The 26,657-nt window shown below is 74.7% G+C and carries 20 protein-coding genes; 8 read left to right on the top strand and 12 right to left on the bottom strand.

Annotation, left to right across the window (positions count from 1 at the left end; translation table 11 throughout):
* The first annotated feature begins 206 nt into the window (after positions 1-206).
* Positions 207-779, top strand: a complete 573-nt coding sequence (locus tag ACU6P3_RS03885; RefSeq protein WP_447195924.1) for a helix-turn-helix domain-containing protein — start codon at positions 207-209, stop codon at positions 777-779.
* 61 nt (positions 780-840) lie between these two features.
* Here the strand turns inward: ACU6P3_RS03885 and ACU6P3_RS03880 are convergent, their stop codons facing one another.
* Positions 841-1,251 (bottom strand): CoA-binding protein, encoded by a 411-nt coding sequence (locus ACU6P3_RS03880; protein WP_447195923.1) that lies wholly within the window; start codon positions 1,249-1,251, stop codon positions 841-843.
* A 65-nt stretch (positions 1,252-1,316) separates the two neighbouring features.
* Here ACU6P3_RS03880 and ACU6P3_RS03875 point away from each other — a divergent pair, with 65 nt between their 5' ends.
* From ACU6P3_RS03875 to ACU6P3_RS03860, 4 genes are all read left to right on the top strand, one after another.
* Positions 1,317-1,937: a YigZ family protein gene (locus tag ACU6P3_RS03875; RefSeq protein ID WP_447195922.1), complete on the top strand. Its 621-nt coding sequence runs from the start codon at positions 1,317-1,319 to the stop codon at positions 1,935-1,937.
* Positions 1,934-3,100 (top strand): exonuclease SbcCD subunit D, encoded by a 1,167-nt coding sequence (locus ACU6P3_RS03870; RefSeq protein WP_447195921.1) that lies wholly within the window; start codon positions 1,934-1,936, stop codon positions 3,098-3,100. The genes ACU6P3_RS03875 and ACU6P3_RS03870 overlap by 4 nt, the downstream gene beginning before the upstream one ends.
* Positions 3,097-6,126 (top strand): AAA family ATPase, encoded by a 3,030-nt coding sequence (locus tag ACU6P3_RS03865; RefSeq protein ID WP_447195920.1) that lies wholly within the window; start codon positions 3,097-3,099, stop codon positions 6,124-6,126. Before ACU6P3_RS03870 ends, ACU6P3_RS03865 begins: the two co-directional genes overlap by 4 nt.
* Positions 6,127-6,225: 99 nt before the next feature.
* Complete coding sequence (locus ACU6P3_RS03860; protein ID WP_447195919.1) at positions 6,226-7,086, top strand: SDR family oxidoreductase; 861 nt, start codon at positions 6,226-6,228, stop codon at positions 7,084-7,086.
* A gap of 54 nt (positions 7,087-7,140) precedes the next feature.
* Here ACU6P3_RS03860 and ACU6P3_RS03855 read toward each other — a convergent pair whose 3' ends face one another.
* From ACU6P3_RS03855 to ACU6P3_RS03835, 5 genes are all read right to left on the bottom strand, one after another.
* Positions 7,141-8,823, bottom strand: a complete 1,683-nt coding sequence (locus ACU6P3_RS03855) for a DUF885 domain-containing protein (protein WP_447195918.1) — start codon at positions 8,821-8,823, stop codon at positions 7,141-7,143.
* Positions 8,824-9,308: 485 nt separating this feature from the next.
* Entirely contained in the window at positions 9,309-10,742 is a 1,434-nt protein-coding gene (locus ACU6P3_RS03850; RefSeq protein ID WP_447195917.1) for a GNAT family N-acetyltransferase, read from the bottom strand.
* Positions 10,743-10,839: 97 nt separating this feature from the next.
* On the bottom strand, positions 10,840-13,614 hold the full coding sequence (locus ACU6P3_RS03845; protein ID WP_447195916.1) for a DUF7824 domain-containing protein: 2,775 nt from the start codon (positions 13,612-13,614) through the stop codon (positions 10,840-10,842).
* A complete protein-coding gene (locus ACU6P3_RS03840; protein WP_447195915.1) occupies positions 13,611-15,104 on the bottom strand; it encodes an SWIM zinc finger family protein in 1,494 nt (497 codons plus the stop codon). Before ACU6P3_RS03840 ends, ACU6P3_RS03845 begins: the two co-directional genes overlap by 4 nt.
* A 178-nt stretch (positions 15,105-15,282) precedes the next feature.
* On the bottom strand, positions 15,283-16,929 hold the full coding sequence (locus ACU6P3_RS03835; RefSeq protein ID WP_447195914.1) for an alkaline phosphatase D family protein: 1,647 nt from the start codon (positions 16,927-16,929) through the stop codon (positions 15,283-15,285).
* 140 nt (positions 16,930-17,069) lie between these two features.
* Here ACU6P3_RS03835 and sigJ point away from each other — a divergent pair, with 140 nt between their 5' ends.
* Complete coding sequence (sigJ, locus tag ACU6P3_RS03830; protein WP_447195913.1) at positions 17,070-17,972, top strand: RNA polymerase sigma factor SigJ; 903 nt, start codon at positions 17,070-17,072, stop codon at positions 17,970-17,972.
* A 245-nt stretch (positions 17,973-18,217) separates the two neighbouring features.
* Positions 18,218-18,988 (top strand): GntR family transcriptional regulator, encoded by a 771-nt coding sequence (locus ACU6P3_RS03825; protein ID WP_447195912.1) that lies wholly within the window; start codon positions 18,218-18,220, stop codon positions 18,986-18,988.
* A 134-nt stretch (positions 18,989-19,122) separates the two neighbouring features.
* On the opposite strand, the gene ACU6P3_RS03820 is transcribed toward ACU6P3_RS03825, so the two are convergent.
* Complete coding sequence (locus tag ACU6P3_RS03820) at positions 19,123-20,280, bottom strand: ROK family protein (RefSeq protein WP_447195911.1); 1,158 nt, start codon at positions 20,278-20,280, stop codon at positions 19,123-19,125.
* 146 nt (positions 20,281-20,426) lie between these two features.
* Here ACU6P3_RS03820 and ACU6P3_RS03815 point away from each other — a divergent pair, with 146 nt between their 5' ends.
* Positions 20,427-20,864 carry a hypothetical protein gene (locus tag ACU6P3_RS03815; protein ID WP_447195910.1) on the top strand — a complete coding sequence of 146 codons (438 nt, stop codon included), beginning with the start codon at positions 20,427-20,429 and terminating at the stop codon, positions 20,862-20,864.
* A 118-nt stretch (positions 20,865-20,982) separates the two neighbouring features.
* On the opposite strand, the gene mug is transcribed toward ACU6P3_RS03815, so the two are convergent.
* The 5 genes from mug to ACU6P3_RS03790 all read right to left on the bottom strand — a co-directional run bounded on the left by mug (position 20,983) and on the right by ACU6P3_RS03790 (position 26,532).
* Positions 20,983-21,534, bottom strand: coding sequence for a G/U mismatch-specific DNA glycosylase (mug, locus tag ACU6P3_RS03810; protein WP_447195909.1), 552 nt, complete (start codon positions 21,532-21,534; stop codon positions 20,983-20,985).
* A gap of 13 nt (positions 21,535-21,547) precedes the next feature.
* Entirely contained in the window at positions 21,548-22,990 is a 1,443-nt protein-coding gene (gene purB, locus ACU6P3_RS03805; RefSeq protein ID WP_447195908.1) for an adenylosuccinate lyase, read from the bottom strand.
* Between the two features lie 59 nt (positions 22,991-23,049).
* Entirely contained in the window at positions 23,050-23,922 is an 873-nt protein-coding gene (locus tag ACU6P3_RS03800) for a GDSL-type esterase/lipase family protein (protein ID WP_447195907.1), read from the bottom strand.
* A gap of 145 nt (positions 23,923-24,067) precedes the next feature.
* Complete coding sequence (locus tag ACU6P3_RS03795; protein WP_344282158.1) at positions 24,068-25,081, bottom strand: hemolysin family protein; 1,014 nt, start codon at positions 25,079-25,081, stop codon at positions 24,068-24,070.
* Entirely contained in the window at positions 25,081-26,532 is a 1,452-nt protein-coding gene (locus ACU6P3_RS03790) for a hemolysin family protein (RefSeq protein ID WP_447195906.1), read from the bottom strand. The genes ACU6P3_RS03795 and ACU6P3_RS03790 overlap by 1 nt, the downstream gene beginning before the upstream one ends.
* Positions 26,533-26,657 lie beyond the last annotated feature (125 nt).

Below are 26,657 nucleotides of genomic sequence, written 5' to 3'. Positions count from 1 at the left end.
GGTGGAGAACACATGGAGTCCATGGAGCCCACGGAATGGAGGACTTCGTCCCGAACCCGCCCCCGCGGCAGGGGCCGCGGTGAGCGCGGCCCCGTCGAGGACCGCGGCCGACCGCGGCCCCGCCCGCAGTACAGTGCGGTGAACGACCGGGCGCGCCCCACCGTAGTGCGGTGCACGGCACCCGCCATGGACATACGGGACGGAAAGTGTCGGACCTCGACCAGCTCACGCAATCACTCGCCCGCAACCTCAAGCGCTGGCGCGGCGAGCGCGGCTTCACGCTCGACGCTCTGGCCGCCCGGGCGGGGGTGAGCCGCGGCATGATCATCCAGATCGAGCAGGCCCGGACCAATCCGAGTGTCGGCACCACCGTCAAGCTCGCCGACGCGCTGGGGGTGAGCATCACCACCCTCCTCGACCACGAGCAGGGCCCCGAGGTACGCGTCGTCCCCGCGGACCAGGCCGTACGGATGTGGTCCACCCCGGCCGGCAGCCGTACGACGCTGCTCGTCGGCACCGAGGCCCGGGGGCCCCTGGAGCTGTGGTCGTGGACGCTTCAGCCGGGCGACGCCGCCGGCTCCGACCCGCATCCGCCCGGCACGACCGAACTGCTGCACGTCACCGCCGGCCGGCTCACGCTCGTCGTGGACGGTGAGCCGCACACCGTACCGGCGGGAGCGTCCGCGACGTTCGAGGCGAGCGTTCCGCACGCCTATCGCAACGACGGCGGGGAAACCGTGGAGATGATCATGGCCGTCTCCATCCCACCCGTCCGCTGACCCGCGGGCCGGGGCCCGTGTCCGCCCGCCCGCGGAACGAACGTCACCGGCCCCGGTGCGGTCAGCCGTCCAGGCGCGGAATCTCGATGGCGGGGCACCGGTCCATGACCATGGCGAGCCCCGCCGCGCGGGTCCGCTCGTACGCCTCCTCGTCGACCACCCCGAGCTGGAACCACACCGCCTTCGCGCCGATCTCCACCGCCTGGTCCGCGATCCCGCCCGCCAGCTCGCTGTTGACGAACACGTCCACGACGTCCACGGGGAACGGGATGTCCGCGAGCCGGGCGTACCCCTGTTCGCCGTGCACCGGCTCGGCCTTCGGGTGCACCGGCACGACGCGCTTGCCGAAGCGCTGGAGCACGGCGGCGACCCCGTACGCCGCCCGCGACCGGTTGCCGGACAGGCCCACGACGGCCCAGGTGTCACCGCTGTCGGTGAGAATGCGACGAATCGTCTCCGCGTCTGCGTACATGCTCCACGACAACGGCCCCGCCGCCCCGGCCATTCCCGGGGGCGGGCCCCGCATAGGGTGAGGGGATGCAGGAGCAGTACCGCACCGTCGCCCGCGCGGGCACGCACGAGACCGAGATCAACCGGTCGCGCTTCATCTGCGCCCTCGCGCCGGTCGCCACGGAGGACGAGGCGCGGGAGTTCGTCGCGGGCGTCCGCGCCGCGCACCCGGCCGCCACCCACAACTGCTTCGCGTACGTGCTCGGCGCCGACGCCTCCGTCCAGAGGGCGAGCGACGACGGCGAGCCCGGCGGCACGGCCGGAGCGCCGATGCTCCAGATGCTGCTGCGCCGCGACATGCGCTACACCGCCGCCGTCGTCACCCGCTACTACGGCGGCGTCAAGCTGGGCGCGGGCGGCCTGATCAGGGCGTACGGCGGGGCCGTCGGCGAAGCCCTGGACAGCCTCTCCACCACGACCAGGCACCGGCTCCGCCTGGCCACCGTCACGGTCGGCCACCAGCGGGCGGGCCGGCTGGAGAACGACCTGCGGGCCATGGGGCGTACGGTGCGGGACGTACGGTACGGGGAGAGCGTGACGATCGAGATCGGGCTCCCGGACGCGGAACTCGACGCGTTCCGTGCCTGGCTGGCGGACGCCACGGCCGGAGAGGCGACGCTGACACCGGGGGACGAGGTTTTCTCTTGAGGATCCTGCACACCTCGGACTGGCATCTGGGCCGGTCCTTCCACCGCGTGAGCCTGCTCGACGCCCAGGCCGCCTTCCTCGACCACCTCGTCACCACCGTCCGCGCCCACGACGTGGAGGCCGTCGTCGTCGCCGGTGACGTCTACGACCGGGCCGTGCCCCCGCTGGCCGCCGTCGAACTCTTCGACCGGGCGCTGCACCGGCTCGCCGACACCGGTGTCACGACCGTGATGATCTCCGGCAACCACGACTCCGCCCGCAGGCTGGGCGTCGGCGCCGGACTCATCGAGCGCGCCGGCGTCCACCTGCGCACCGACCCCGCCGGCTGCGGCACGCCCGTCCTGCTCCCCGACACGCACGGGGACGTGGCCTTCTACGGGCTGCCGTACCTCGAACCGTCCCTCGTGCGCGAGGAGTTCACGGCGGAACGGACCGGGCACGAGGCCGTCCTCGGCGCCGCCATGGACCGGGTGCGCGCCGACCTCGCCGGACGGGCCGCCGGGACGCGGTCCGTCGTCCTGGCGCATGCCTTCGTGGTGGGCGGCGCGCCCAGCGAGAGCGAGCGGGACATCACCGTCGGCGGTGTCGCCGCCGTGCCCGCCGGGGTCTTCGACGGCGTCGACTATGTCGCCCTCGGGCATCTGCACGGCTCACAGACCATCACCGACCGGGTCCGCTACGCCGGTTCGCCGCTCGCCTACTCCTTCTCGGAGAGCGCGCACCGCAAGACCATGTGGCTCGTGGACCTCGGGCCGCGCGGCGAGATCGCGGCCGAGCGCGTCGACTGCCCCGTACCGCGCCCGCTGGCCCGGATCCGGGGAATGCTCGACGACCTGCTCGCCGATCCCCGGCTCGCCCGGTACGAGGAGGCGTGGGTCGAGGCCACGCTCACCGACGGCGTCCGGCCCGCCGAGCCCATGGCCCGGCTCACCGAGCGGTTCCCGCACACGCTCAGCCTGGTCTTCGAGCCCGAGCGCGGCGACGACGACCCGCTCGCCTCGTACGCCCGGCGGCTCGCGGGCCGAACCGACCAGCAGATCGCGGAGGACTTCGTGGCCCATGTCCGGGGCGGCCTCGGACCCGACGAGCCCGAACGCGCCGTGCTGCGGGGCGCGCTCGAGGACGTACGGGTCGACACCGGCACGCGCGAGGGGGACGCGTGAGGCTGCACCGGCTGGCCGTCACCGCCTTCGGCCCGTTCGCCACCACCCAGGACATCGACTTCGACGCGCTCGCCTCCGCCGGGCTCTTCCTGCTGCACGGACCGACCGGCGCGGGCAAGACCTCGGTCCTCGACGCGGTCTGCTACGCGCTGTACGGGGCCGTGCCCGGCGCCCGGCAGAGTCCCGGGACCACCCTGCGCAGCGACCACGCGGCCGACGGCACCCCCACCGAGGTCACGCTCGCCCTCACCGTCGGCGGCAGGCGGCTGGAGATCACCCGGCGACCCGCCCAGCGCCGCCCCAAGAAGCGGTCCACGGGCTTCACCACCGAGAAGGCGCGGAGCCTCCTGCGGGAGTACGACGCGGGCAGCGGGCAGTGGCGCGCCCTCAGCCGCTCCCACCAGGAGACCGGCGAGGAGATCGGGCAGCTCCTCGGCATGAGCCGGGAGCAGTTCTGCCAGGTCGTGCTGTTGCCGCAGGGCGACTTCGCACGCTTCCTGCGCGCCGACGCCGAGGCCCGCGGCCGACTGCTCGGCAGGCTCTTCGACACCCGCCGGTTCGCCGCCGTCGAGGAGCGGCTGGCCGAGCTGCGCCGGGCCGGCGAGCACCGGGTGCGGGCCGGGGACGACCGGCTCCTCGCCGTGGCGCAGCGGATCGACCAGGCGGCGGACGACCGCTCGGCGCCGCCCCCGCCCGACCGGGAGCCCGGCGACGCGGGGCTCGCGCCGGCCGTCCTCGAGTGGGCGGCCCAGGTGCGCTCGACCGCGTGGGAGCGCGCCGACATCGCGGAATCGGCCCGTACCACCGCGGAGAGCGCACTGGCCGCAGCCCGGCGGGCCCTGGAGACCGAGCGCGAACTGGCCCGCCTCCAGGAGCGGGCAGCCGAGACCCGGCGGCGCGCGGAGGCGCTCGAAGCCCGCCGCCCCGAATACCAGCGCGCCCGGGCCCTGCTCGACCGCGATCGCCGGGCCGAGCGGGTCGCCCCCGCGCTGGCACTGCGCGACGACGCCGAGCGGGCCCACCGCACGGCGTCCGCGGCCCACGCCCGCGCCCGCGCGACCCTGTCCGGCGGCTTCGCGGTCGCCGGTCTCACCGACGACCACCTCGTCGACGCCGGCGCGGAGCGGCTGGTCGCACGGGAGCGGGCCGTGCGGCAGGAGCTGGGCGCCCTCGACGCCGCCCGGCGCGCCGAGCGGCGGGACGCGGAACTCAACCAGGAACGGACCGCGCTGGAGCGGCAGGCGCGGGCGGACGAGGAGACCATCGAGGAGACGGCGGCCTGGCTGGCCGGCTGGGAGGCCGAGCGCCGCGCCCTGCTCGGGCGGGTGGAGGACGCCCAGGAGGCGGCCGCCCGTGCCGAACAGCTCGCCGGCCGGCTCGAACCCGCCCGGCACCGGCTCGCCGAGGCCCGCCGCCGCGACACCTTGCGAACGGAGGTCGCCGCGGCGGAGCGCCGGCTCGACTCGGCGGCGCGGCAGGCCAACTCCGCCCACGAGAACTGGCTGGACCTGCGCGAGCGGCGGCTGCGCGGTATCGCCGCCGAGCTGTCCGCCCGCCTCGTCGACGGTGAGCCCTGCGCGGTCTGCGGCGCCACCAGCCATCCGGAGCCGGCCCACGCCGAGGCGGGGCAGGTCGGCCGGGCGGCCGAGGAGACGGCGCTCGCCGCGTACCGGCGGGCCGCCGACGCCCGGGCCGAGAGCGAACGGGAACACGCGTCCGTACGGGAGCGGCACGCGGCGGCCGAGGCCGCCGCCGGGACCCAATCGGTGGCCGAACTCGCCACCATTGTCGAGGAGTTGGAGCGCGAGCACGCCGCCGCCCACCGGGCGGCGGCCGGTACCCACGCCGCCCGGGAGGCCCTGGCCCGCGCCGAGCGCGAACATGACGGCAGGCTCGACGCCCAGCGCCACGCCGAGCGACGGAGCGCCGCCCGCACCTCACGGCGCGAGGCGCTGGAACGCGAACAGACCGCGCTGCGGGCGGAGATCGACCGGGCGCGGGGTGATGCGGAGAGCGTCGAGACGCGGGCCGCGGAGCTGGGGCGCTGGGCCGAGCGGCTCGCCGCGGCGGCCGAGGCCGTACGCGCCGTCGAGACCACCGCGGCCGCGCTCAAGGAGGCCGACGACCGGCTGGCGGGCGCCGCCTTCCGGGCCGGTTTCGACACGCCGGACGCCGCGGCCGAGGCCCTGCTCGGCGACGACGACCGGCGTGTACTCCAGCACCGGATCGACGCCTGGCGGGCCGAGGAGGCGGCCGTCGCGGACCGGCTCGCCGAACCCGGCACCGGGGCCGCCGCGGAGCGCCCGCCCGCCGACCCGGCCGCCGCGCAGGTCGCGTACGACGCCGCCGAGCGCACCCTGCGCCGGGCGGCCGCCACCGAGACCGCGGCCCGCGCGCGCCGGACCGAGCTGGCCGGACTCTCCCGGCGGGCCGAGGCCGAGACGCGCGAACTGGGCCCGCTGCGCGAGGAGCACGACCGGGTGGCCCGCCTCGCCACGCTCGCCGCGGGCACGTCAGCCGACAACGAGCGCCGGATGCGCCTGGAGAGCTATGTCCTGGCGGCCCGTCTCGAACAGGTCGCGGCCGCGGCCACCGTACGGCTCCGGCGCATGTCCGCCGGCCGCTACACCCTGGTCCACACCGACGCCCGCGGCGGTGGACAGCGACGCTCCGGGCTCGGGCTGATGGTCGTCGACGCCTGGACCGGCAGCGCGCGCGACACCTCCACCCTCTCGGGCGGCGAGACGTTCTTCGTCTCGCTCGCCCTGGCGCTGGGACTCGCCGACGTCGTCACCGACGAGGCCGGGGGCGTCCGGCTGGACACGCTCTTCATCGACGAGGGGTTCGGCAGCCTGGACGACCAGACGCTGGACGAGGTGCTGGACGTACTGGACTCACTGCGGGAGCGGGACCGCAGCGTCGGCATCGTCAGCCATGTCGCGGACCTGCGCCGCCGGATCCCGACCCAGCTGGAGGTCGTCAAGGACCGGCGGGGTTCGAGGGTCCGGCAGCGCCCGACGGGCTGACACGACGTCGGCCGGTCGCGGTGAGGGCGGTCGGCCGAGTGGCGTCGGCCGGCCGAAAACGGGATGACACCCGCCGAACGGGTCATCAGCATGGGGGCCATGCCCGCCCTCGAACCTCCCACGCCCGAAGCCCTGCGCCGCGATCCGCTGCCGCTGCGCGGCCGAACCGCGCTCGTCACCGGCGCCTCCCGCACGGGCGGCATCGGCTGCGCGGTCGCCCGGCGGCTCGTCGCGTACGGCGCCGCCGCCTATCTGCACCACCACGTCCCGCACGACGCGGAGAAGCCGTGGGGCGCCGACCCGGAGGGTCCGGAGGGCGTCGCCGCGTTCGTACGGCAGGCCCGCGCGGATCCGGCCGCCCCGGTGGTGCACGGCCCCGGGGACCTGTCCGATGCCGAGGCGCCGGCCGCGCTGGTCGCCACAGCGGCGGAGGCGCTCGGCGGCCGGCTGGACATCCTGGTCGCGAACCACGCGCTGAGCGGTTTCGACGGGACGCTCGACACGGTGGACGCGGCGATGCTCGACGCGCACTGGGCGGTCGACACCCGGTCGGTGCTCCTGCTCGTCCAGGCGTACGCGCGGCTGCGCGCCGCGCACGCCGGTGCCGGGGGCGCCCTCCCCGGCGGCCGGGTCGTGATGATGACCTCTGGCCAGGACATCGCGGGCGGCATGCCGGGGGAGCTGGCGTACGGCCTGGCCAAGGGCGCTCTCGCCTCGGTCACCCGGTCCCCGGCCACGGCGCTCGCGGACGCGGCGGTCACCGTCAACACCGTGAACCCGGGGCCCGTCGACACCGGTTACCTGACGGGGGCCGAGTACGAGGCGGTCAGGGCGCGGTTCCCCGCCGGGCGGTGGGGGACGCCGGACGATCCGGCCCGCCTGATCGCCTGGCTGGCGACCGACGAGGCGGCGTGGGTCACCGGTCAGGTCATCGACTCGGAGGGCGGGTTCCGCCGCTGACCGCCGGGCCCCGCCACTCGGCGGGGCCCGGCCGCGTCGTGCGCGTCGCGCCGGTCAGAGCTTCGACAGCTCGTCCACCAGATCGTCCAGCCCCAGCGAGCCCTGCGACAGCGCCGCCATGTGCCAGGCCTTCGCGTCGAAGGCGTCCCCGTGCGCCGCGCGCGCGTTCTCGCGGCCGAGCAGCCAGGCGCGTTCGCCCAGCTTGTAGCCGATCGCCTGGCCCGGCATCGACAGATAGCGGGTCAGCTCGCTCTCCACGAAGTCCGCCGGGCGTCCGCTGTGCCGGCCGAAGAACTCCTGGGCCAGCTCGGGCGTCCAGCGCTCACCCGGGTGGAACGGCGAGTCCGCCGGGATCGTGAGCTCCAGGTGCATCCCGATGTCCACGATCACCCGGCAGGCGCGCATCATCTGCGCGTCCAGATAGCCGAGCCGGCGCTCCGCGTCGGGCAGGAAGCCCAGCTCGTCCATGAGGCGCTCCGCGTAGAGCGCCCAGCCCTCCGCGTTGGCACTGACCATGCCGACCGTCGCCTGGTAGCGCGAGAGCTGGTCGGCGACGTGCGTCCACTGGGCGATCTGGAGGTGGTGGCCGGGCACGCCCTCGTGGTACCAGGTCGAGACCAGGTCGTAGACGGGGAAACGCGTCTCGCCCATGGTCGGCAGCCAGGTGCGGCCCGGGCGGGAGAAGTCCTCCGAAGGGCCGGTGTAGTACGGGGCGGCGGCGCCGCCGGGCGGGGCGATCCGGGACTCCACCCGGCGTACGCGCTCGGCCAGTTCGAAGTGCGTGCCGTCCAGCGCGGCGATCGCCTCGTCCATCAGGCCCTGCAGCCACTCCCGGACCTCGTCCACGCCCTCGATGTGCGCGCCGTGCTCGTCCAGGTGGGCAAGCGCTTCCCAGGGGCCCGCGCCGGGCAGCACCTTGTCGGCCTCGGCCCGCATCTCGCCGAGCAGCCGGTGGTACTCGGACCAGCCGTACGCGTACGCCTCGTCCAGGTCGAGGTCCGTGCCGTTGAAGTACCGCGACCAGCGGGCGTAGCGCTCCCGGCCCACCGTGTCCGGCGCGTCGGCGACGGCGGGCGCGTACACGTCCCGCACCCAGTCCCGCAACCCGGTGACGGCGGCGGTGGCGGCCCGTGCCGCCTCGTCCAGTTCGCCGCGCAGTGCGTCGGGGCCGTCGGCGGCGAAGTCCTCGAACCAGCCGCGGTCCTCGCCCGCCCACTCCGTCAGCTGTCCGACGAAGGTGGCGGTGGGGCGGGGGCCGCCCGTCAGGCCGCGGTCGAGGCCCAGGGCCAGCGAGGCGCGGTACCCCTCCAGCGCCGCCGGGACGGCCCGTAGCCGCTCGGCCACCACGGCCCAGTCCTCGTCGGTCTCGGTCGGTGTCACGGTGAACACCTCGCGCACATGGTGCGCGGGCGAGTGGATGTTGCTGACCTTGCGCAGTCCCTCGCCCGCGTCGTGCACGGCCAGTTCGGCCGTCAGCCGCTCGCGCAGCAGCCGGCCGCAGCGCCGTTCGGCGTCGCTGTCGGCGCCCGGCAGCTTCTCGGCCTCGTCGAGCCGGGCGAGGGTCGCCCGGGCGAGGTCGGCGAGGGCCTCCTGCCCGGCCGGGGAGAAATCGGGGAGCCGGGGGTGGCTCTCCGCGACACCGAGGTAGGTGCCGGTGATCGGGTCGAGTTCGATGAGCGCGTCGACGTAGGCGTCGGCGACCTGGCGGGGCAGCGCGCTGCCGGCTGTGTCTGACATGCGGACATCCTCTCCGAGTCGGCGCCGCGCGTCACATCCGTTACGGGCGGAGGCCGCGGGGGTTGGCCGATGACCACGCCACCGTCGGGACCGGCTGTCCGCCGAGGAGGACGACCGCGGCCGCTCGCCCTGCCCGGCGGGCTCCCGAGCGCGAACGGCCGTGGGGAGCCGGTCGACGGCACGGCGCGGGGGAGGCGAGGCGCGGGGCTCGACGGTTCGAGTCACGAACGGGGAAGCGGCTCGTGCGCGGCGGGGCGGCCCGGCAGGGGGGAGGGGAGAGGGGAGAGGGGAGAGGACCGTACGGCACGGCTCGTGATTGGCCGGATCGAAGCGGAACAGCGGGCCCCGCTCATCTCGTCCGTGTGACCGCCGGCCGGGTGGGGCGCTGAAGGGTGCGGCGCGGTGTCGGCCGTGACACCCCGTCCGCCCTGGGGCGGACGGGGTGTTCCCGGGCCGGGCCGGTCCGGAGCGGCGGCGCGCGGTGCTCAGCGGTCGGCCGGTGTCGTCGCCTGTTCGGGGACCGTCTCGTCGCCGTACGGTCCGGTCCAGGGCGCCGCCGCGGTCTGATCCAGCCGGGCCGTGATCACCAGCGTGCCCTCGTCGATCTGGTAGTCGAGCGGCAGGCCCAGGCTCCGCATGGTCGCGACCATGCCGGTGTTCGACGCCTGGGTGACCGCGTAGACCTGCGAGCAGCGCGCCTCACCGGCGCTCGCCACCAGCCGTCCGAGCAGCTCGGAGCCGATGCCCCGGCGCTGCCACGCGTCCTCGACGATCAGGGCGACCTCGGTCTCGTCCCCGTCCCAGAGCAGGTGTCCGAGCGCGATCAGCCGCCCGGAGCCCGTCTGGACGGCCAGCGTCCGCCCGAAGCGCGGGCTCAGCAGGTGGTCGAGATAGCGGTCGGCGTCGCGCACGGGGCCGTGGTAGCGCAGCCCGAGCGTACGGTCCGAGCAACGGGCGTGCAGGGCGCGGGCGGCGTCGAGGTCGTCGCGGTCGGCGCGGCGGACAGTGATCCGCTCTCCCTCGGGGAGCGTGAACACCTCCCGCCCGCGGGGCAGCCGGGGGCCGAGCCGGGTGTCCAGCTCGACCAGGGCGCGGGCCCGGGCGAACTCGGTGGGAGTGAAGGGGAGATGGGGTCGCTCGACGGTGATGCCGCCGCCGTGCGGGTCGCGCAACCGCATCTCCGTGCCGGTCAGGACGCCCTCGACGGGGATGTCCGCGGTACCGTGACCGCCGGCCGCCGGGGCGGGGTGGTGGTGGATGGTGCAGCGGCCCAGCAACTGCCTTATGGCCAGGGGGAGCTCGGCCGGGTCCAGAGCGGTGCGCGTGGCCAGGCCCAGCACCCGGGTCGGGGTGTCGACCAGGTCGTGCGCGTCGGCGCGCTCGATCCACGTGTCACGGCCACCGGCCGCCGCCACCTCGCGGGTGAGGTCACGGGCCAGGAGCGTGTCCGGGGCGCGCAGCAGGAACTCGTCGACCGTGCCCTCGGCCAGCGGATGCGTCTGGAGGGTCAGGATGTCCACGCTGTGCGCCGCCAACGCCGCGCACAGCGCGGCGAGGCTGCCGGGCTCGTCCCGCACGGTCGTGCGCATCCGCCACAGCGTGGTGGCGGCGGGGCCGGCCGGCCCCGCCGTGCGGTCGGCCCCCTGTTCGTCCCGGGCGGCACCCGGATCCGCTCCGCCCGCGCCCGACGCCGGTGGGGCATGACTGTGCCTGCGTGCCCACCATGTGTGGAACGTGGCCGTGGCGACCAGCGCCACCGCCGAGGCGACGAGCAGGAACGCGCCGTCGGGACCGTGCGCGATCATGTTCGCGACCGCGTCGGCCACCGCCACGGCGGTGAACAGCGCGGCCAGTTCGACGAGGTCCCGCCGCCAGTGGTGGGGGCGGCGGGCGCTCTTCGCTGAGGTCACATTGGTCATGACATCACTCTGACGGGATGGTGTTGCGTGATCACGAACAGGATGTGACTCATGGGTTAAGCGTGGATCTGTTGGTCTTTGGCCTGATTTATTCGTTCTATGGCGTGGAGTGATCGCCTCCCGTGCGCAGCGCGGTCAGCAGGCGCCCCGCCTGCCGAACCGCCTGGGAGGAGCCGCCGTGCCCGGCGAACTCCGCCAGGCCCGGCGGCACGCCGCCGTCCCGGCAGCGCTCCACGCAGTCGGCGGCCACGGCCAGGAGTTCTCCCAGCCCGGTCCGTATCGCCCCGTGCCGCGCGGACCTGCCCGGGGACGCCCCGTCCGAGCCCGCCGCGTCCGAGCCCGCCGCGTCCGGGGGCGCCGCGTCCGGGGGCGTAGCGGTCCGTGTGCCCGGCGCCTCCGGCCGCCTCGGGGCACCGGTCACCGGGGGCAGCAGTTCCGGCAGCGCCGCGCGCAGGACGGACCACACCGTCCGGTACGCGCCCGTCGCCGCGGCCGTGCGCAGTGAGTCGGTCAGCCGGTTGGCCTTGCCCTGGCCCTCGATCAGCAGCCCGGCCAGTTCCCCGCCCAGCGACCGGCCGTTCAGGTCGCCCCGGGCCGCGAGGACGAGCAGCGCGTCCACGGCCGCCAGTCGGTCCTCCGCCCGTGGCACGACCAGTGCGCAGGCCAGCGCGCGGTGCAGCGCGGGTCCGGCCGGCCCGTCCCGCTCGGCGGCGGAGAGCAGCCAGGTGGCGGCCCCGGCCGTCCGGCCGACCTCCTTCAGGGCGTTGCGCGTCTCGGCCTCCAGCCAGCCGGCGAGGACGTCCCGGTCCTGCGGCAGCACGGACAGCCACAGGGCGTCCTCGGGAATCCGACGGTCGTAGCAGGGCATCCACCTGTCAGGCTTGGGCCGGCTCAGCCACGCGAGAGGCTGAGGGAACGCTCGGTGGCCGCCGGGCTCCTGGCCGTCGGGCTCCTGGCCGTCGGAGGGCGGCCGCGCCCCCACCGCGGACCCGGCTGTCACCCCGTCCCCCAGGAGCCATGCCGCCAGCCGGTCGCCCTCCGGGGTGCCGAGAGTCGCCGCCGCGCGTGCCGCGGCCGGATCCGCTCCGCGCGGCAGCCGGATGAGGGCCTGCGCGAAGTCCAGCGGCCCCGCGTCGACCCCGAGACGGTGGTACTCGGCCAGCCGGTCCACCAGGACATCCGCGTCCAGGGTCCCCGTCAGCCATGTCGGGGTGGCCAGCAGGAACGGCAGCGACTCCGCCCGCGCCAGCCGGCCGGCGGCCTCCCGCAGCCGGGCGAGGAGCACGTTCCGCAGCGCCTGGTGCCCGCAGGCCGGCCGTTCCACGGACGGCTCCAGGGACTGCTGGGACCCGGTCGGTGCCTCCCCGAGAACGGCCGCGGCCACCGTGATGAAGCCGGTGGGCCGGAACTGGGCGTCACCGTGTCCGCCCACCGGGAGCAACGAGGGAAAACGAGCGAACGTTTCGCGTAGTCCCTCGGCGAGGGCGGTCCGATCCCGGTGTGCGTGCCGGACGACACCGTCCAGAGTCCGCTCGAACTCGGCCGTGCCGAGCGGGGGGCTCCAGTCGGTCCCCACGTTCCCCCGGCCCGACGTGATCAGTGCCGTCACGTCCTCGACCAGCTCGGCGAGGTCCGACGGGGCGGGCGCCATCGGGACCGGTGTGGGCACCGGCGGCAGGATCTCCTCGTACGCCCCCGAGGCGGCGGACGCCGACAACTCGCCGAAGGCCGCGACGGCCAGGTCCCGGTGGACCGGACTCAACAGCCCGGCGTGCCCGGCCAGTTCCTCGTGCAGGACGCGGTCCACGTGTGGCAGGTGCCGGGCGACCAGCTTCAGCGCCCGCTCCTGGACGGTGGTGTCCTCGTGCCCGAACGCCTCGGCGACCACGGGCAACAGGTCGCCCGCCGCGCCGGGCTCGGCGCGCAGCACCTTACCCAGCAGCACCAGCTGTGCCCTGACCAGCTTCTTCTCCGGGCGGAACAGCACCGAGGCGGACATGTCCGCGAGGGCGCGGAGCGGCAACGCGCCCGACAGGGCCAGCTCGGACAGCACTCCCTGGGCGTACCCGGCCACCGGCGAGGCGGCGTCCGCCGCCATCCCGATCCAGTCGGCGATGTGCTCCCGACGCTCCCCCTCGGTCAGGTCCAGCGCGCCCAACAGGCCGAGGAAGAACTTCAGTTCGCTGGGTCGGCCCGTGCGCAGCAGCCGCTCCACGCAGCCCGTCACCACCACCGGCCGCTCCACGACCCCCGCCTCGACCACCGCCACGAGAGCCTGGGGCCACTGGCCCGGATCCTCCGGATCGTCGTACCAGAGCAGCGGGGCCGGCGTCGCCGCCGCCTCGAACAGGCGCGGGACCATGACCGGTGTGTGCCGGTTCCCGAGCAGGTTGTGCCGCAGCGCGTGACGGTGCCCGATCGCGGTCACCCAGCCGCGCACCACGGGCTCGGTCGTCGGCATGGCACACCGCGCGAGCCCGACCAGCGATTCGATCAGCGGATAGTCCAGTTCGGCGGTCGACGCCCTCGCCGCGAGCCGGTGGGCCACATCGCCCAGCCACCCCGGCTCGCGGCCCGCGAGGAGGTCGACCAGTTCGCAGACGGGCGTCCGGTCGCCGTCGCGCAGGTCGCGTGCGGTGATCCAGGACACGGTGGCGGCGGCCCCCGTCAGACAGCCGGCCCCGGCCACGATCAGCGCGTCCAGGGTCCTGGTCCGCCCCTGCCACCGGTCCCATCCCCAGGAACGGACCTCGGTGCGCAGGGCCTTCAGCTCCGCCAGCTCCGCCTTGCGTTCCGCCGCGTCCAGCGGCTTGACCAGACCGGGTACGTCCCGGACCCGGCCCTCCCGTACGGCGTCCAGCAGCGCGCTCATCGCCTGCCTCCCGTCGCGACGGCGGAGGTCTCGCCCTCGGGAGCCGTTCGGTGACCGTCCGGACCGCCCAGGGCCTGTCCGACCGCACCTGGCGGGCCCGCGACGCCCGCCCGGACCGGACCCGGTCGCGCGGCGGCTCCCTCGCGCCGGGCCATCCGGACCGCCAGCGCGTGCTTGCACGGGCCGCGCCCGCCCCGGTGGTCCGCCCACCAGCGGCACGTGCAGCTGAGCACGCCCGCCCGCTCCCTCACCTGGTGATACCGCTCACCCGAGGCCACCCGGGCCGTCGTGCCGTCCAGCGTCACCGCGCCGGCCGACACCAGCTCGCGGGCCGCCACCAGCCTCGGGTTGTGCCGCTCGGCGCGGTCCGTGCCGTAGGGCAGTTCGCGGTGGAAGTACGCTGCGTCCGCGAGGTCGTAGCCGATCCGGCCCGCCGTGCCCAGCCGGACCAGCGCCGCCCGTACCCGTGTCACCGTCAGCCCCGAACGCTCCGCCAGCTCCACCGGATCGACCCGGGGCTCCCAGGCCAGCAGGACGGAGACCAGCTCCGCGTCCGCGGCGGCGTCGGTCGTGGCCAGCGCCTCCAGGACACCGCCCTCCCCGGAGAAACCGCGTGCCGCGTCCGGTGACAGTGTGAGCGTGAGCCGCATGCCGGGCAGGACCGCCTCCCACGCGCTCGCCGTCGCCGCGCCGTCGGACGCCGGCCCGTACACGCGCAGGGCCGTCGCGTCCCGCAGCACCCGCTGGAGCGCGGCCAGCCGCTCGGGTCCTGGCAGGCACACCGCTCCAGGCCCTGGTCGGGAGGTCCGCCGCAGCGAGCCGCCCGCCGGGACGACCCAGGTCGCACCGCGCGAAGCGCCGCCCGAGCCGGCCCGGGGGAGGGAACGCAGGAAGCGCACGGCCTCCGCGGCGCCGATCTCGGCCCGCAGATCGAACCCGGCCGAGGCCACCTGCGCCTCGGCGAACCCCCGCAGCCAGCGCTCCGGCAGCGGGACCTTCTTCTCCACGACGGCCCCGCCCGTCGTCGTGACCGCCAACTCCTCGGGCCCCACTCGCAGATGCAGCGGATCGTCGCCGGTCATCCGGGACAGGGCCGTGCGCAAGGGATTGTTCACGTCCACGTTCGTCGTCCCGTGTCCCGTCCGGGCGCCGTCGAGGCCCGCACGGCCGATGTCGAGCCGGGCGTACACCCCACAGCAGGCGGAGAACGACTCGAAGCGGAGCCGGTCGCCGTTCCCCGTCACCACCGGGTCGCGCGACGGGGCCGGCCGCGGCTGGTGGTAACGCGCCCCCGCCACGTCCGCCACGGCGAGCAGGCCCCGGGCGGCGGCGCGCGGGGAGGTCAGGAACCCGGAGAAGAACCGGGGGTGCTTCTCGGCGCCGGAGGGCGTGCCGCCGCCCGAGGTCTCCAGGCCGAGCAGTGCGTCGGTCCCCGTCCGCCCCAGGGCGGACGGCCGCGCGTAGGCGAGCGTCTGTACGGATCGTGACATGAGGACGACGCTAAAGCCCGCCACTGACAATGGACTTGACCTGCGGCGTTCCTCCAGCGCGGACGGCGCGGGCCTACGCGGGCGGGCAGCCGGGTGCCGCCCACGCCGCCCGGCTGCCCGCACCGTCCGCCCGTCGGCCGGTTCCGGGTACCGGCCCGGGAACGCGGCGATCCCGTGGTTACTGGCCGACCCGCCCCGGCTGGAGCACCTTCGTGAACAGCACCGTCCCGCCCTGCTCGCGCAGCCGGACCGTCAGCTCCCCGCTGCCGCCGTCGATGTCCACCTGCCCGAACAGCGGCGGCGTCTCCATCGGGGACAGGTTCGACCCCTTCGGCGCCTTGACGTAGACGCGGTCCGGGCCGAACGTGGCGTCCAGCGAACTCGCCGGGAACTGGCCGGCGGCCAGAGGACCCGTCACGAACTCCCAGAACGGTGCAAAGTCCTTGAAGGCGGCCCGCTCCGGCAGGTAGTGCTGCGCGGAGGTGTGGTGCACGTCCGCCGTCAGCCACACGGTGCCGGTGATCCGCCGCCGCTTGATGTACCGCAGCAGTTCCGCGATCTGGAGCTCCCGGCCCAGCGGCGCTCCCGGGTCGCCGTTCGCGATCGCCTCGAAGTCCGTCGTACCGTCCGGGACGACCAGGCCGATCGGCATGTCGGCGGCGATCACCTTCCACACCGCGCGCGAGCGCGACAGCTCGCGCTTCAGCCACGCGAGCTGCTCCGCGCCCAGGATGCCGGTCGTCTCGTCGCTCTGCCGGTTCGGCGAGTTGGCGTTGCGGTAGGTCCGCATGTCGAGGACGAACAGGTCCAGCAGCGGACCGTGGTTGATCACCCGGTGCACGCGCCGGTCCGCCCCGCGCGCGTGGAGCGTCGAGACCGGGAAGTACTCACGGAACGCCTGCGAGGCGCGGGCGGCGAGGACGTCGATGCTCTTCTCGGTGTAGCGGTCGTCGTCGAGGATCTGTCCCGGGTACCAGTTGTTGCGCACCTCGTGGTCGTCCCACTGGGTGATCGAGGGCACCTCGGCGTTGAACGCCCGTACGCTGGCGTCCAGCAGGTTGTAGCGGAAGTTCCCCCGGTACTCGGCGAGGGTCTCCGCGACCTTGGCCTTCTCCTCGGTGGTGATGTTGCGCCAGACGCGGCCGTCGGGCAGCGTCACGCTCGGCTCGATCGGTCCGTCCGCGTAAATGGTGTCACCGCTGCACAGGAAGAAGTCCGGGCCCAGGCGTCGCATCTCGTCGTACACGCGGTAACCGCCGATGTCCGGGTTGATGCCCCAGCCCTGTCCCGCGATGTCGCCGGACCAGACGAACCGCACGTCCTGCCGCCGCCGCGCGGGCGCCGTACGGAAGGTCCCGTGGACCGGCTCCGACGTACGGCGCGGATCGTCCGGATCGGCCAGCGTCACCCGGTAGTGCACCCGCTCTCCCGCGGGCAGCCCGCCCAGCGGGACCGTCCCCGTGAAGTCGGAGCCCGGGCCGAGCAGCGGCCCGTGCCACTGGCGGGCGCGGCGGAAGGACTCGGTGGCCGACGTCTCCACGATCATTCGGGCGGGCCGGTCGGACCGCACCCACACCAGCCCGGACGAGGTGGTGACATCGCCCGCCTGTACGCCCCAGGCGGCACGCGGCCGACCGGACCGTGCCTGGGCCGGAGCGGCGGTGACGAGAGCGGCGGTGCCGGGCAGCGCGAGGGCGGCCGAGGCGGCGAGCGAGCCGCGCAGGACGCTGCGGCGCGCGGGCGCGGGCCCGGTGGCCGGGGACGGGACGGACGAGACGCCGGGGGCCGGTGACCGGCGCGGGGCGCCGCCGGGGGTGTGGGACATCGGGAATCTCCTGGGCAGATGGGCCGCGGTTGCGATGCCATGCCTAGCGGCCGTCGGCGGCCGGCGCGCGAACCTTGCGTGAACAACGAGGTCGGGGCGGGTGCCTGGACAGCGGAGGCGCGGTCGGATGGGATGGTCCCGTGGGAACCGACATCGCGCGTACCGACGAGTTCGAACAGCACCGTGGCGTCCTGACCGGCGTGGCCTACCGCATGCTGGGTCGGATCTCCGACGCGGAGGACGTGGTCCAGGAGGCGTGGCTCCGCTGGAACGCGGAGTCCCGCGCGGACGTCCGCGTGCCCCGCGCGTACCTCGTACGGATCACGACCCGGCTCGCGATCGACCGGCTGCGGCAGTCCAGGACACGGCGCGAGACCTACGTCGGCCCGTGGCTGCCCGAGCCGGTCGTCACCGACTTCGGCCCCGCCGTGCCCGACACCGCCGAGCGCGCGGAGCTGGCCGACTCGGTGTCGCTCGCGGTGCTGGTCGTCCTCGAGTCGCTCTCGCCCCTGGAGCGTGCGGTCTTCGTGCTCCGGGAGGCGTTCGGGTTCCCGTTCGGTGAGATCGCCACCGTGCTGGAGCGGAGCGAGGCATCGGTGCGGCAGCTCGCCACGCGGGCCCGCCGCCACGTCGAGGAGCGCAGGCCCCGGTACGACGTCGACCCCGCCGAACGCCGCGACCTCACCGAGCGGTTCCTGGCCGCCGCGGCCGGCGGTGACCTCGACGCGCTGCTCGCCCTGCTGGCCCCGGACGTCCGGCTGGTCGGCGACAGCGGCGGCAAGGCGAAGGCGCCCCTGCGGGTCATGGTCGGCGCGGACAAGGTCGGCCGCTTCTTCGCCGCGGTGGGGACCGAGGCGGCGGCGTTCGAGGTCCGCTTCATGGAGCTCAACGGCGCTCCCGCCGCGCTCGTGCTCAGCGACGGGAGGCCGGAACTCGTCCTTCAACTGGAGGTCGGCGACGGCGCGGTGGAGACCGTGTACGTCATCCGCAACCCCGACAAACTGCTCGGCGTCTCCCCGATGGCCCCACCTCTCAGCGACTGACCTTCCCTTCCCGGGCGCCTCCCGGCCCCGTCGCCTCGCCGTCCCGCGGCCGTCCCGCCGGAATTCCCGCATGCCCGCGCGCCGGGCCCGCCGCTGTGCGCGGCCGCCCGGGTGTCCCCCCACGTGCGGGATTGGTCTTGACCAAGACGCTGACCAGTCCTATCGTCGATCGTTAGTGCAGGGACCTTTAATAAACAAAGGCACGGAAAACCAGCCGGGGGGACCCGGCGATTGCGGAGGATCACGTGGGGACCACGCAGCTGGAAGCGGTGCCGGAGCCGAAGTACTGGCACCTCAGGACCGTGCTCGCCGACGCACTCGACTCGGACTTCGCGGTCGGGGAGATCCTTCCCAACGAGCGTGAGCTGGCGGCCCGGTTCGGGGTCGCCCGCGCCACGCTCCGGCAGGCACTCGATCAGCTGGAGCTGGAGGGGCGCCTCCAGCGCCGCCGCGGCGTCGGCACGACCGTCGCGCCGCCGAGGGTCGGTGTCGACGTCTCCACGACCCGGCACGAATGGCCGGGCGCGGGCGCGGGCGGGGACGGCTGGCAGGCCGTCGAGTGCGCCCTGGCCACCGCGCCCGGCACGGTGGCCCGCCTGCTGTCCACGGCGAGCGGGGAAGAGGTCCACACGGTCCGCAGGCTCCGCGTCTGGCACGGCCGGCCCGTGGCCGCCGAGCTGCTCTACGTACCGGCCTCGTCGGTGCCCGACCTGCCGGCCATCGACACGCCCTCCGGACCGGCCCGCGCCCGCGCGGTCCTGCGCGCACTCCAGCGGCTGGACCTCGATGGCCAGGAGCGCGCCGTGGAGCTGGGCTCGGCCCGCGCGGACGACGCGAAGGAGCTGGACCGGCTGCCCGGCGCGCCCGTCCTCGTGGTGACGACGCGCTATGTCGTCCAGGGCCGTACGGCCGTGGTGTCCCTCGCCACGTACCGGGCGGACACCTGCCGGCTGACCTTCGGCGCGTCCGGCGACCTGGAGATCAGCGACCAGCCGCAGGAACGCCAGGCGTCCTGAACGGCGGGCCCGTCCGCCCGACGGGCCCGCGTGCCGATCCCGGGCACGTACCCGCCCACGTGCCACGGCTCACCTGCCACTCGCCACGGCCCGGGGGCGCTCGGCCCCGGGAACGCGCGGCCCGTCGCTCGACGTCAGCGGCGGGCCGTGACCGTGCCCTCCACCGCGAACAGCTGCTCCTCCACATGATCCAGCGCCAGTCGCAGCGCGCCGGTCGCCACCGCCGCCTCGCCGAGCAACGAGAGCGTCACCCGGGGCGGCCGCAGGCAGTACCGGGCCAGCTCCTCCCGGAGCGGGTCCAGTACGCCGTCGAGGCCGGCCGCCCAGCCGCCGATCACCACCAGCTCCGGGTCCAGCGCCAGCACCAGCGCCGCCACGTCGTGCACCAGCCGCTGGATGAACCGCTCCACGGCCTCCTTGGCCCGTACGTCGCCCTTCTTGGCGTGCGCGAACACCCGCGCCACCGCCTGCTCGTCGAGCGGGTGGAGCGGTTCACCCGTCATCGACAGGAGTCTCTCCGGCATCTCCTCACGTCCCAGCAGGTGCAGCGCGCCGATCTCACCGGCCGCGCCGCCGAACCCCCGGTGCAGCCGCCCCCCGATCAGGGCGCCCGCTCCGGGACTCAGTCCGGCCAGCACGAACACGATGTCGTCCGACTCGGACGCCGCACCCTTCCACTGCTCCGCGACGGCCGCCGCGTTGGCGTCGTTCTCCACCAGCACCGGGCAGCGGAACGAGCGCCGCAGCCGGTCACCGAGCGGCAGCCCGGTCCACTGCGGCAGCGCCGTACCCAGCCGTACGGTCCCGTCCGCGTCCACGATGCCGGGGCTGCCGACCCCGACCGCCCGCAGCGAGCCGCGGGCCACGGCCGCGCGCCGCAGCACGTCCGAGACGAGCAGCCGTACCCGATCCAGGCGTTCGTCCGCGTCGGCCTTCTCCGACACCTCGCGCGTACCGGACTCGACGATCCGGCCGTCCAGTCCCGAAAGCAGCGCGGCCACCCGGTGCGACCCGATCTCGATGCCCAGCAGGTGCCCGGCCTCGGCCCGGAACCGGAAGCGCCGCGCCGGGCGCCCCTGCCGACGGGCGCCGCCCTCCTCGGGGCCCGACTCGACCACCAGGCCCGTCTCGATCAGCCCCTCGACCACGCCCTCCACGGTCGGCCGCGACAGCCCCGTGGTCCGGGTCAGGTCCGTGAGGGTGAGCGAGCCGGCGCCGCGCAACGTGTGCAGGACGACCGCCGAGTTGATCCGACGCAGGAGGGAAGGGTCTTGGCCGGTCAACCGCCCCACGGTATGTCCTCCCAGCTCGTACGGCGCGTTTCGCGGATGCTACTCGGTGCCCGACGGCGGGGCGAGCCGCGGGCCTGCGGCCCGCTGACGGTCCGACCGCGCCTGACGGGGCGCCAATTGTCGTACCCCGAAGGTTAACTGGACCCATGACCACCGCTCAGCACCTCGCCGTCATCGAGCGCTTGCGGGCCCGCGCGTTCCCCGCCCGGCGCGGCCCGTCCGACGTGGGCACCAGCGGCCCCGGCTACCACCTCGCCGAACTGGCCCGCGGCGGCGGCCCCGGCGACGACGACGGCACGCGACGCGCCGACGAGGCCGACCAGTTCGACGCGGAGCACGCGGCGCTCGCGGAGATCCTCACGCTCCGCTTCGGCGAGCCGTGGTACATGAGCACGTGGAGCGTCCAGGTGCGCGGCGGCGAGGGCGAGGAGATACCGGAGCCCTGGCGCGAGCTGAGCGGCGGCCCCCGCTTTCTGTACCTGTGGCGCGTCGAGGACCGCTGGCTCGCGGTCGGCCTGGCGGAGGCCGACGAGGAACGGCCCTTCCGCCTGCTGGCGGTGGTGACGGCGACGGACCCGCCATGACCGGTGACGGACCGGCCGCGCCGGGCGCCCCGGCAGGGCCCGTGATCCGCCCGCCGCCGACACCCCCGGCCGCCGCCGACACCCCCGGCCGCGCCGTGCGCGCCGGACGGTACGCGTACTACCGCTCGCCCTTGCCGTCCTGAGAGGCCGCTCGCAAGCGGGCGAACTCGTCCGCCATCGTCGCCGCCGTCCAGTGCGCGTTGAGGCCGCTCGGGTTGGGCAGGACCCAGATCCGGGTGGCCCCGATCGACCGGTCCTGGCGGCCGATCCGGGCCCGTCTGTCGTCGAAGGCCGTGCGGTACGCGGTGACCCCGACCACCGCGAGCCACCGCGGCCGCAGCCGTACGACCTTCGCCGTGAGGATCCGGCCGCCCTCGCGGAACTCCTCCGGGGCGAGTTCGTCGGCCCGGGCCGTCGCCCGTGCGGCGACATTGGTGATGCCCAAGCCGTACGACGGCAGTTCGTCCTGCTCGGCCGGGCGCAGCAGGCGAGGGGTGAAGCCGGACCGGTGCAGGACCGGCCAGAAGCGGTTGCCGGGGCGGGCGAAGTGGTGGCCCGTCGCGGCCGACATCAGCCCCGGATTGATGCCGCAGAACAACACCCGCAGGCCGGCCGCGACGACATCGGGGACGACGCGGTCGCGGGCGGCTTCGAGTTCTTCGGGCGTCACGGCCGGGCCGCGGTCACAGGATCGACGCCGGCGTGTAGCCGGCCGCCTCGGGGCGCTGCTCGACGATCTCCTCGACGCGCGCCGTCACGGTCGCGATCTGGTCCGCCGCCGCGCCCGTGAAGGACAGCTTGTCCGCCATCAGCGCCTCCAGTGCCGGGCGGTCCAGCGGCATCCGCTCGTCCGCCGCCAGCCGGTCCAGCAGTTCGTTGCGCTCGGCGCCCCGCTCGCGCATCGCCAGTGCCGAGGCCACCGCGTGCTCCTTGATGACCTCGTGCGCGGCCTCGCGGCCCACTCCCGCCCGTACCGCGCCCATCAGCACCTTGGTGGTCGCGAGGAAGGGCAGGTAGCGGTCCAGCTCGCGCGCCACGACGGCCGGGAACGCGCCGAACTCGTCCAGGACCGTCAGGAACGTCTCCAGCAGGCCGTCGAAGGCGAAGAACGCGTCGGGCAGGGCGACCCGGCGCACCACCGAGCACGAGACGTCGCCCTCGTTCCACTGGTCGCCGGCCAGCTCGCCCGTCATGGAGGCGTAGCCGCGCAGGATCACCATCAGGCCGTTGACCCGCTCGCAGGAACGCGTGTTCATCTTGTGCGGCATGGCGGAGGAACCGACCTGGCCCGGCTTGAAGCCCTCGGTCACCAGCTCGTGCCCGGCCATCAGCCGGATCGTCTTCGCGACCGACGACGGGGCGGCGGCCAGCTGCACCAGCGCGGTCACCACGTCGTAGTCGAGGGAGCGCGGATACACCTGGCCGACCGAGGTGAACGCCTGGCCGAAGCCCAGGTGGCCGGCCACCCGCCGTTCCAGGTCCGCCAGCTTCGCGGTGTCGCCGCCCAGCAGGTCGAGCATGTCCTGCGCCGTGCCGACCGGCCCCTTGATCCCGCGCAGCGGGTAGCGGCCCAGCAGGTCCGCCAGCCGCTCGTGGGCCACCAGCAGCTCGTCCGCCGCCGTCGCGAACCGCTTGCCGAGCGTGGTGGCCTGGGCGGCGACATTGTGCGAGCGCCCCGCCATGACCAGCTCGCCGTACTGGCCCGCGAGCGCGCCGAGCCGCGCCAGTACCGCGACCGTGCGGTCCCGGGCCAGCTCCAGGGAGAGCCGGATCTGCAGCTGTTCGACGTTCTCCGTCAGGTCGCGGGAGGTCATTCCCTTGTGCACCTGCTCGTGGCCGGCGAGGGCGTTGAACTCCTCGATCCGCGCCTTCACGTCGTGCCGGGTGACCTTCTCGCGCTCCGCGATCGACGCCAGGTCGACCTGGTCGAGGACGCGCTCGTAGTCGGCCAGGGCGCCCTCCGGCACCTCGACCCCCAGGTCCCGCTGGGCCCGCAGGACGGCCAGCCACAGCCGCCGCTCCAGCTTCACCTTGTGTTCGGGGGACCACAGCTCGGCGAGCTCCGCCGAGGCGTAGCGGCCGGCAAGGACGTTCGGGATGCGAGGCTTCGCGGTCACAGCTGTCACGTGGAGGAATTCTATAGGCGGTTTGTGCAGGCCAGTGCCCCGCCCGTGTTCGTGGGTTGCTACGAGAGCCTTCGGAGCGGCTGTTCCGGATCCTCGGACCTACGAGGCGCCCCGGCGGTCTCGGACGCGCCGGGTGACCCGGAGACCCCGGGGGTCCCGGACGTCACGTCGTACGGCAGCAGCTCCGGCCGCTTCGGGGCCCGGCCGTCGCCCGAGGAGCGGCCGGTGAGCCGGCGCATGATCCACGGGCCGAGGTACTGCCGCGCGAAGCGGACGTCGCCGGTGCGCCGCGCCGGCCAGGGCAGCGGCACCGCCGCGGGCAGGTCCGCCCGCCAGTCGTCCTCGGCGGCCAGGCCCAGTGTCTGCCAGACGGCCTCGGCGACCCTGCGGTGACCCTCCGTCGTCAGATGCAGCCGGTCCACGTCCCACATCCGCTGGTCCGCGAGGACCGGTACCCCGTACAGGTCGACGACCAGCGCGCCGTGGCGCGAGGCCAGCTCGTCCACGAAGCCGAACAGCTCCTCCATCCGGGGCCTGAACCGGTCCAACACGGGCCCGTTCCGGCCGGGGCTGCGCATCAGCACCAGTTGCCCGCAGGACGGCGCCAGCCGTGCCGCGGCCTCCTCCAGCAGGCCGCGCACCCGGCCCATGTCGCACTTCGGGCGCAGGACGTCGTTGAGCCCGCCCACCAGCGTCACCAGGTCGGGCGCCATCGCCGCCGCGGTGTCGACCTGCTCGTCCAGGATCTGGCCGATGAGCTTGCCGCGGACGGCGAGGTTCGCGTACCGGAAGCCGGGGGTACGGGCCGCCAGGCGCATGGCGAGCAGATCGGCCCAGCCGCGGTACGAGCCGTCGGGGAGGAGGTCGGACATGCCCTCGGTGAAGGAGTCACCGACCGCGACAAAACTGGTGTAGTTGGCATTCATCTCCATGGCGAGGCCGATCCTACCGCGCGGTAGCGAGCCGGTGGCCCGGCTTCCCGGGACGTGGTACAGGCCGCAGGGCCCGGCCCGGAGGTGTCCCGTGGGATCGACCCGGCGTCCCCGGGCCCGGCGTGGCGGCAGGGGGATCGATGGCTCAGGCGTGCCGGCCGACCAGCTCGCGCAGGACGTCCTCCATGGTCACCAGGCCCGCGAGCCGGCCATCGTCGTCGAGGACCGCGGCCAGGTGGGTACGGCTGCGACGCATCGCCGTCAGCACGTCGTCCAGCGGATGCGCCGCCCGTACGCGCGCGATCGCGCGCATCGCCGACACCGGGAACGGCACATCGCGCGGCATCGCGTCCAGCGCGTCCTTCACGTGGAGGTAGCCGAGGATCCGGCGCGAGGTGTCCAGCACCGGGAAGCGCGAGAACCCGGACTCGGCCGCCAGCCGCTCCAGCCCCTCCGGGGTGACACCGAACCGCGCGGAGACGACCCGCTCCACCGGTGTGACGACGTCGCGCACCGGACGGCGGCCCAGCTCCAGCGCGTCGTGCAGCCGCTCGGTCGCGCGGTCGTCCAGCAGTCCGGCATGGCCGGCGTCCGTGACCAGCCGGGCCAGCTCGTCGTCCGAGAAGGCCGCGGCGACCTCGTCCCGTGTCCGCACCCGGAGCAGTGCCAGCAGTCCGTTGGCGAACGCGTTGACCGTGAAGATCACCGGGCGCAGCGCCCGGGCCAGCGCGACCAGCGGCGGCCCGAGCAGCAGCGCGGCCCGGTCGGGAGCGGCCAGCGCCACGTTCTTGGGCACCATCTCGCCCAGCAGCATGTGCAGATACGTGGCGAGGGCCAGCGCGATCACGAAGGAGACCGCGTGCACCGGACCCGGCGGCACCCCGACGGCGTTGAACAGCGGCTCCAGCAGATGCGCGATGGCGGGCTCGGCGACGATGCCGAGCACCAGTGTGCACAGCGTGATGCCCAACTGCGCCGCCGCCAGGAGCGCGGACACGTGCTCCAGGCCCCAGATCACCCGCCGCGCCCGCCGGTCCCCGGCCTCCGCCGCCGGCTCGATCTGACTGCGCCGTACGGAGATCAGGGCGAACTCGGACGCCACGAAGAAGGCGTTGACGACGAGCGTCAGCAGACCGAGGAACAGCTGGAACGCGATGATCACGGGGCCTCCCCGCCGCCGGGGGCCGTCCCGTTCGTATCCGCGCGCTTCGGGCCCGCGCCGCCCGGAGCCGTGCCGTTCGTACCCGTGCCGCCGGAGGCCGTGCCGCCCCGGTCCACGCCGTCGGCGCCCGTCGTGCCGTCCATGGCGAGCGGCGCGCGCAGCAGCACCCGTTCCGCGCGCCGGCGTGCGACCTCGGTCACCTCGAACCGCCAGCCGGCCAGGTCGACCCGGTCGCCCTCGGCCGGGATCCGGCCGAGCTCCGTGGCCATGAGGCCGGCGAGCGTCTCGTACGGCCCCTCGGGCATGCGCAGCCCCGCCGCCACCAGCTGGTCCGCCCGCGCTGCGCCGTCGGCCGACCACAGTGTCCGGCCCTCGACGTCCTCGCCCACCCGTACCAGCCCGGAGGCCTCCTGCGGGTCGTGCTCGTCCCGTACCTCCCCGACGACCTCCTCCACGATGTCCTCCAGCGTCACCACCCCGGCCGTACCGCCGTACTCGTCGATGACCACGGCCAGCGTGCCGCCGCCGGTCAGCCGGTCCAGGAGCCTGTCCACCGTCAGCGTCTCCGGGACCAGCAGCGGCTCGTGCAACAGCTCGGCCACCGCGCGCCGGGGCCGGCTCTCGACGGGGATGGGCAGGACGTCCTTGATGTGCGCGACACCGACGACCCGGTCCAGGCTGTCCCGGTAGACCGGGAAGCGCGACAGACCGGTGGCGCGGGTGGCGTTGGCGACGTCCTCGGCCGTGGCCCGCACGTCGAGGGCCATCACCCGCACCCGCGGGGTCATCACGTTCTCCGCGGTCAGCCCGGCCAGGCTGAGCGTCCGCACGAACAGCTCGGCCGTGTCGGCCTCCAGCGCGCCCTCCTTCGCGGAGTGCCGGGCCAGCGCGACCAGTTCCTGTGGGCTCCGGGCCGAGGCCAGCTCCTCCGTGGGCTCCATGCCGAAGCCGCGCACGATGCGGTTCGCGGTGCTGTTGAGATGGCTGATGAACGGGCGGAAGGCGGCCGTGAAGCACCGCTGCGGGGTGGCCACCACCTTGGCCACGGCCAGCGGTGAGGAGATCGCCCAGTTCTTCGGCACCAGCTCACCGACGACCATCAGGAAGACGGTCGACAGCGCGGTGCCGATCACCAGCGCGACCGAGGAGGCCACGGAGGGGGACAGTCCCACGGCCTCCACCGGCCCCCGGAGCAGCGTGGCGATCGACGGTTCGGAGACCATGCCCACGACCAGGTTGGTCACCGTGATCCCGAGCTGGGCGCCGGAGAGCTGGAAGGTCAGGTTCCGCACGGCCTTCATCGCGCTCGCCGCGCCCCGTTCGCCGCGTTCCGCGGCCCGTTCCAGTTCCCCGCGCTCCACCGTGGTGAGGGAGAACTCGGCCGCGACGAAGGCCCCGCACGCGAGCGACAGCAGTACCGCCACGAGGAGCAGCAACACTTCGGTCATCGGGTCACCTCCGTCCCATGGTCGGTCAGCGGGCGGAGGTCCGCGCGGTGTCGCGCGCGGCCGGGGCCGGGGCCCCGCCCACGCTTCGGAGAAGGATCGCCCATCGGCGGAACAGACACCCCTTT

This window comes from Streptomyces hebeiensis (assembly GCF_052983195.1).
The sequence above is the reverse complement of the archived record's forward strand: the minus strand, read 5'-3'. Positions and strand labels throughout refer to the sequence as shown.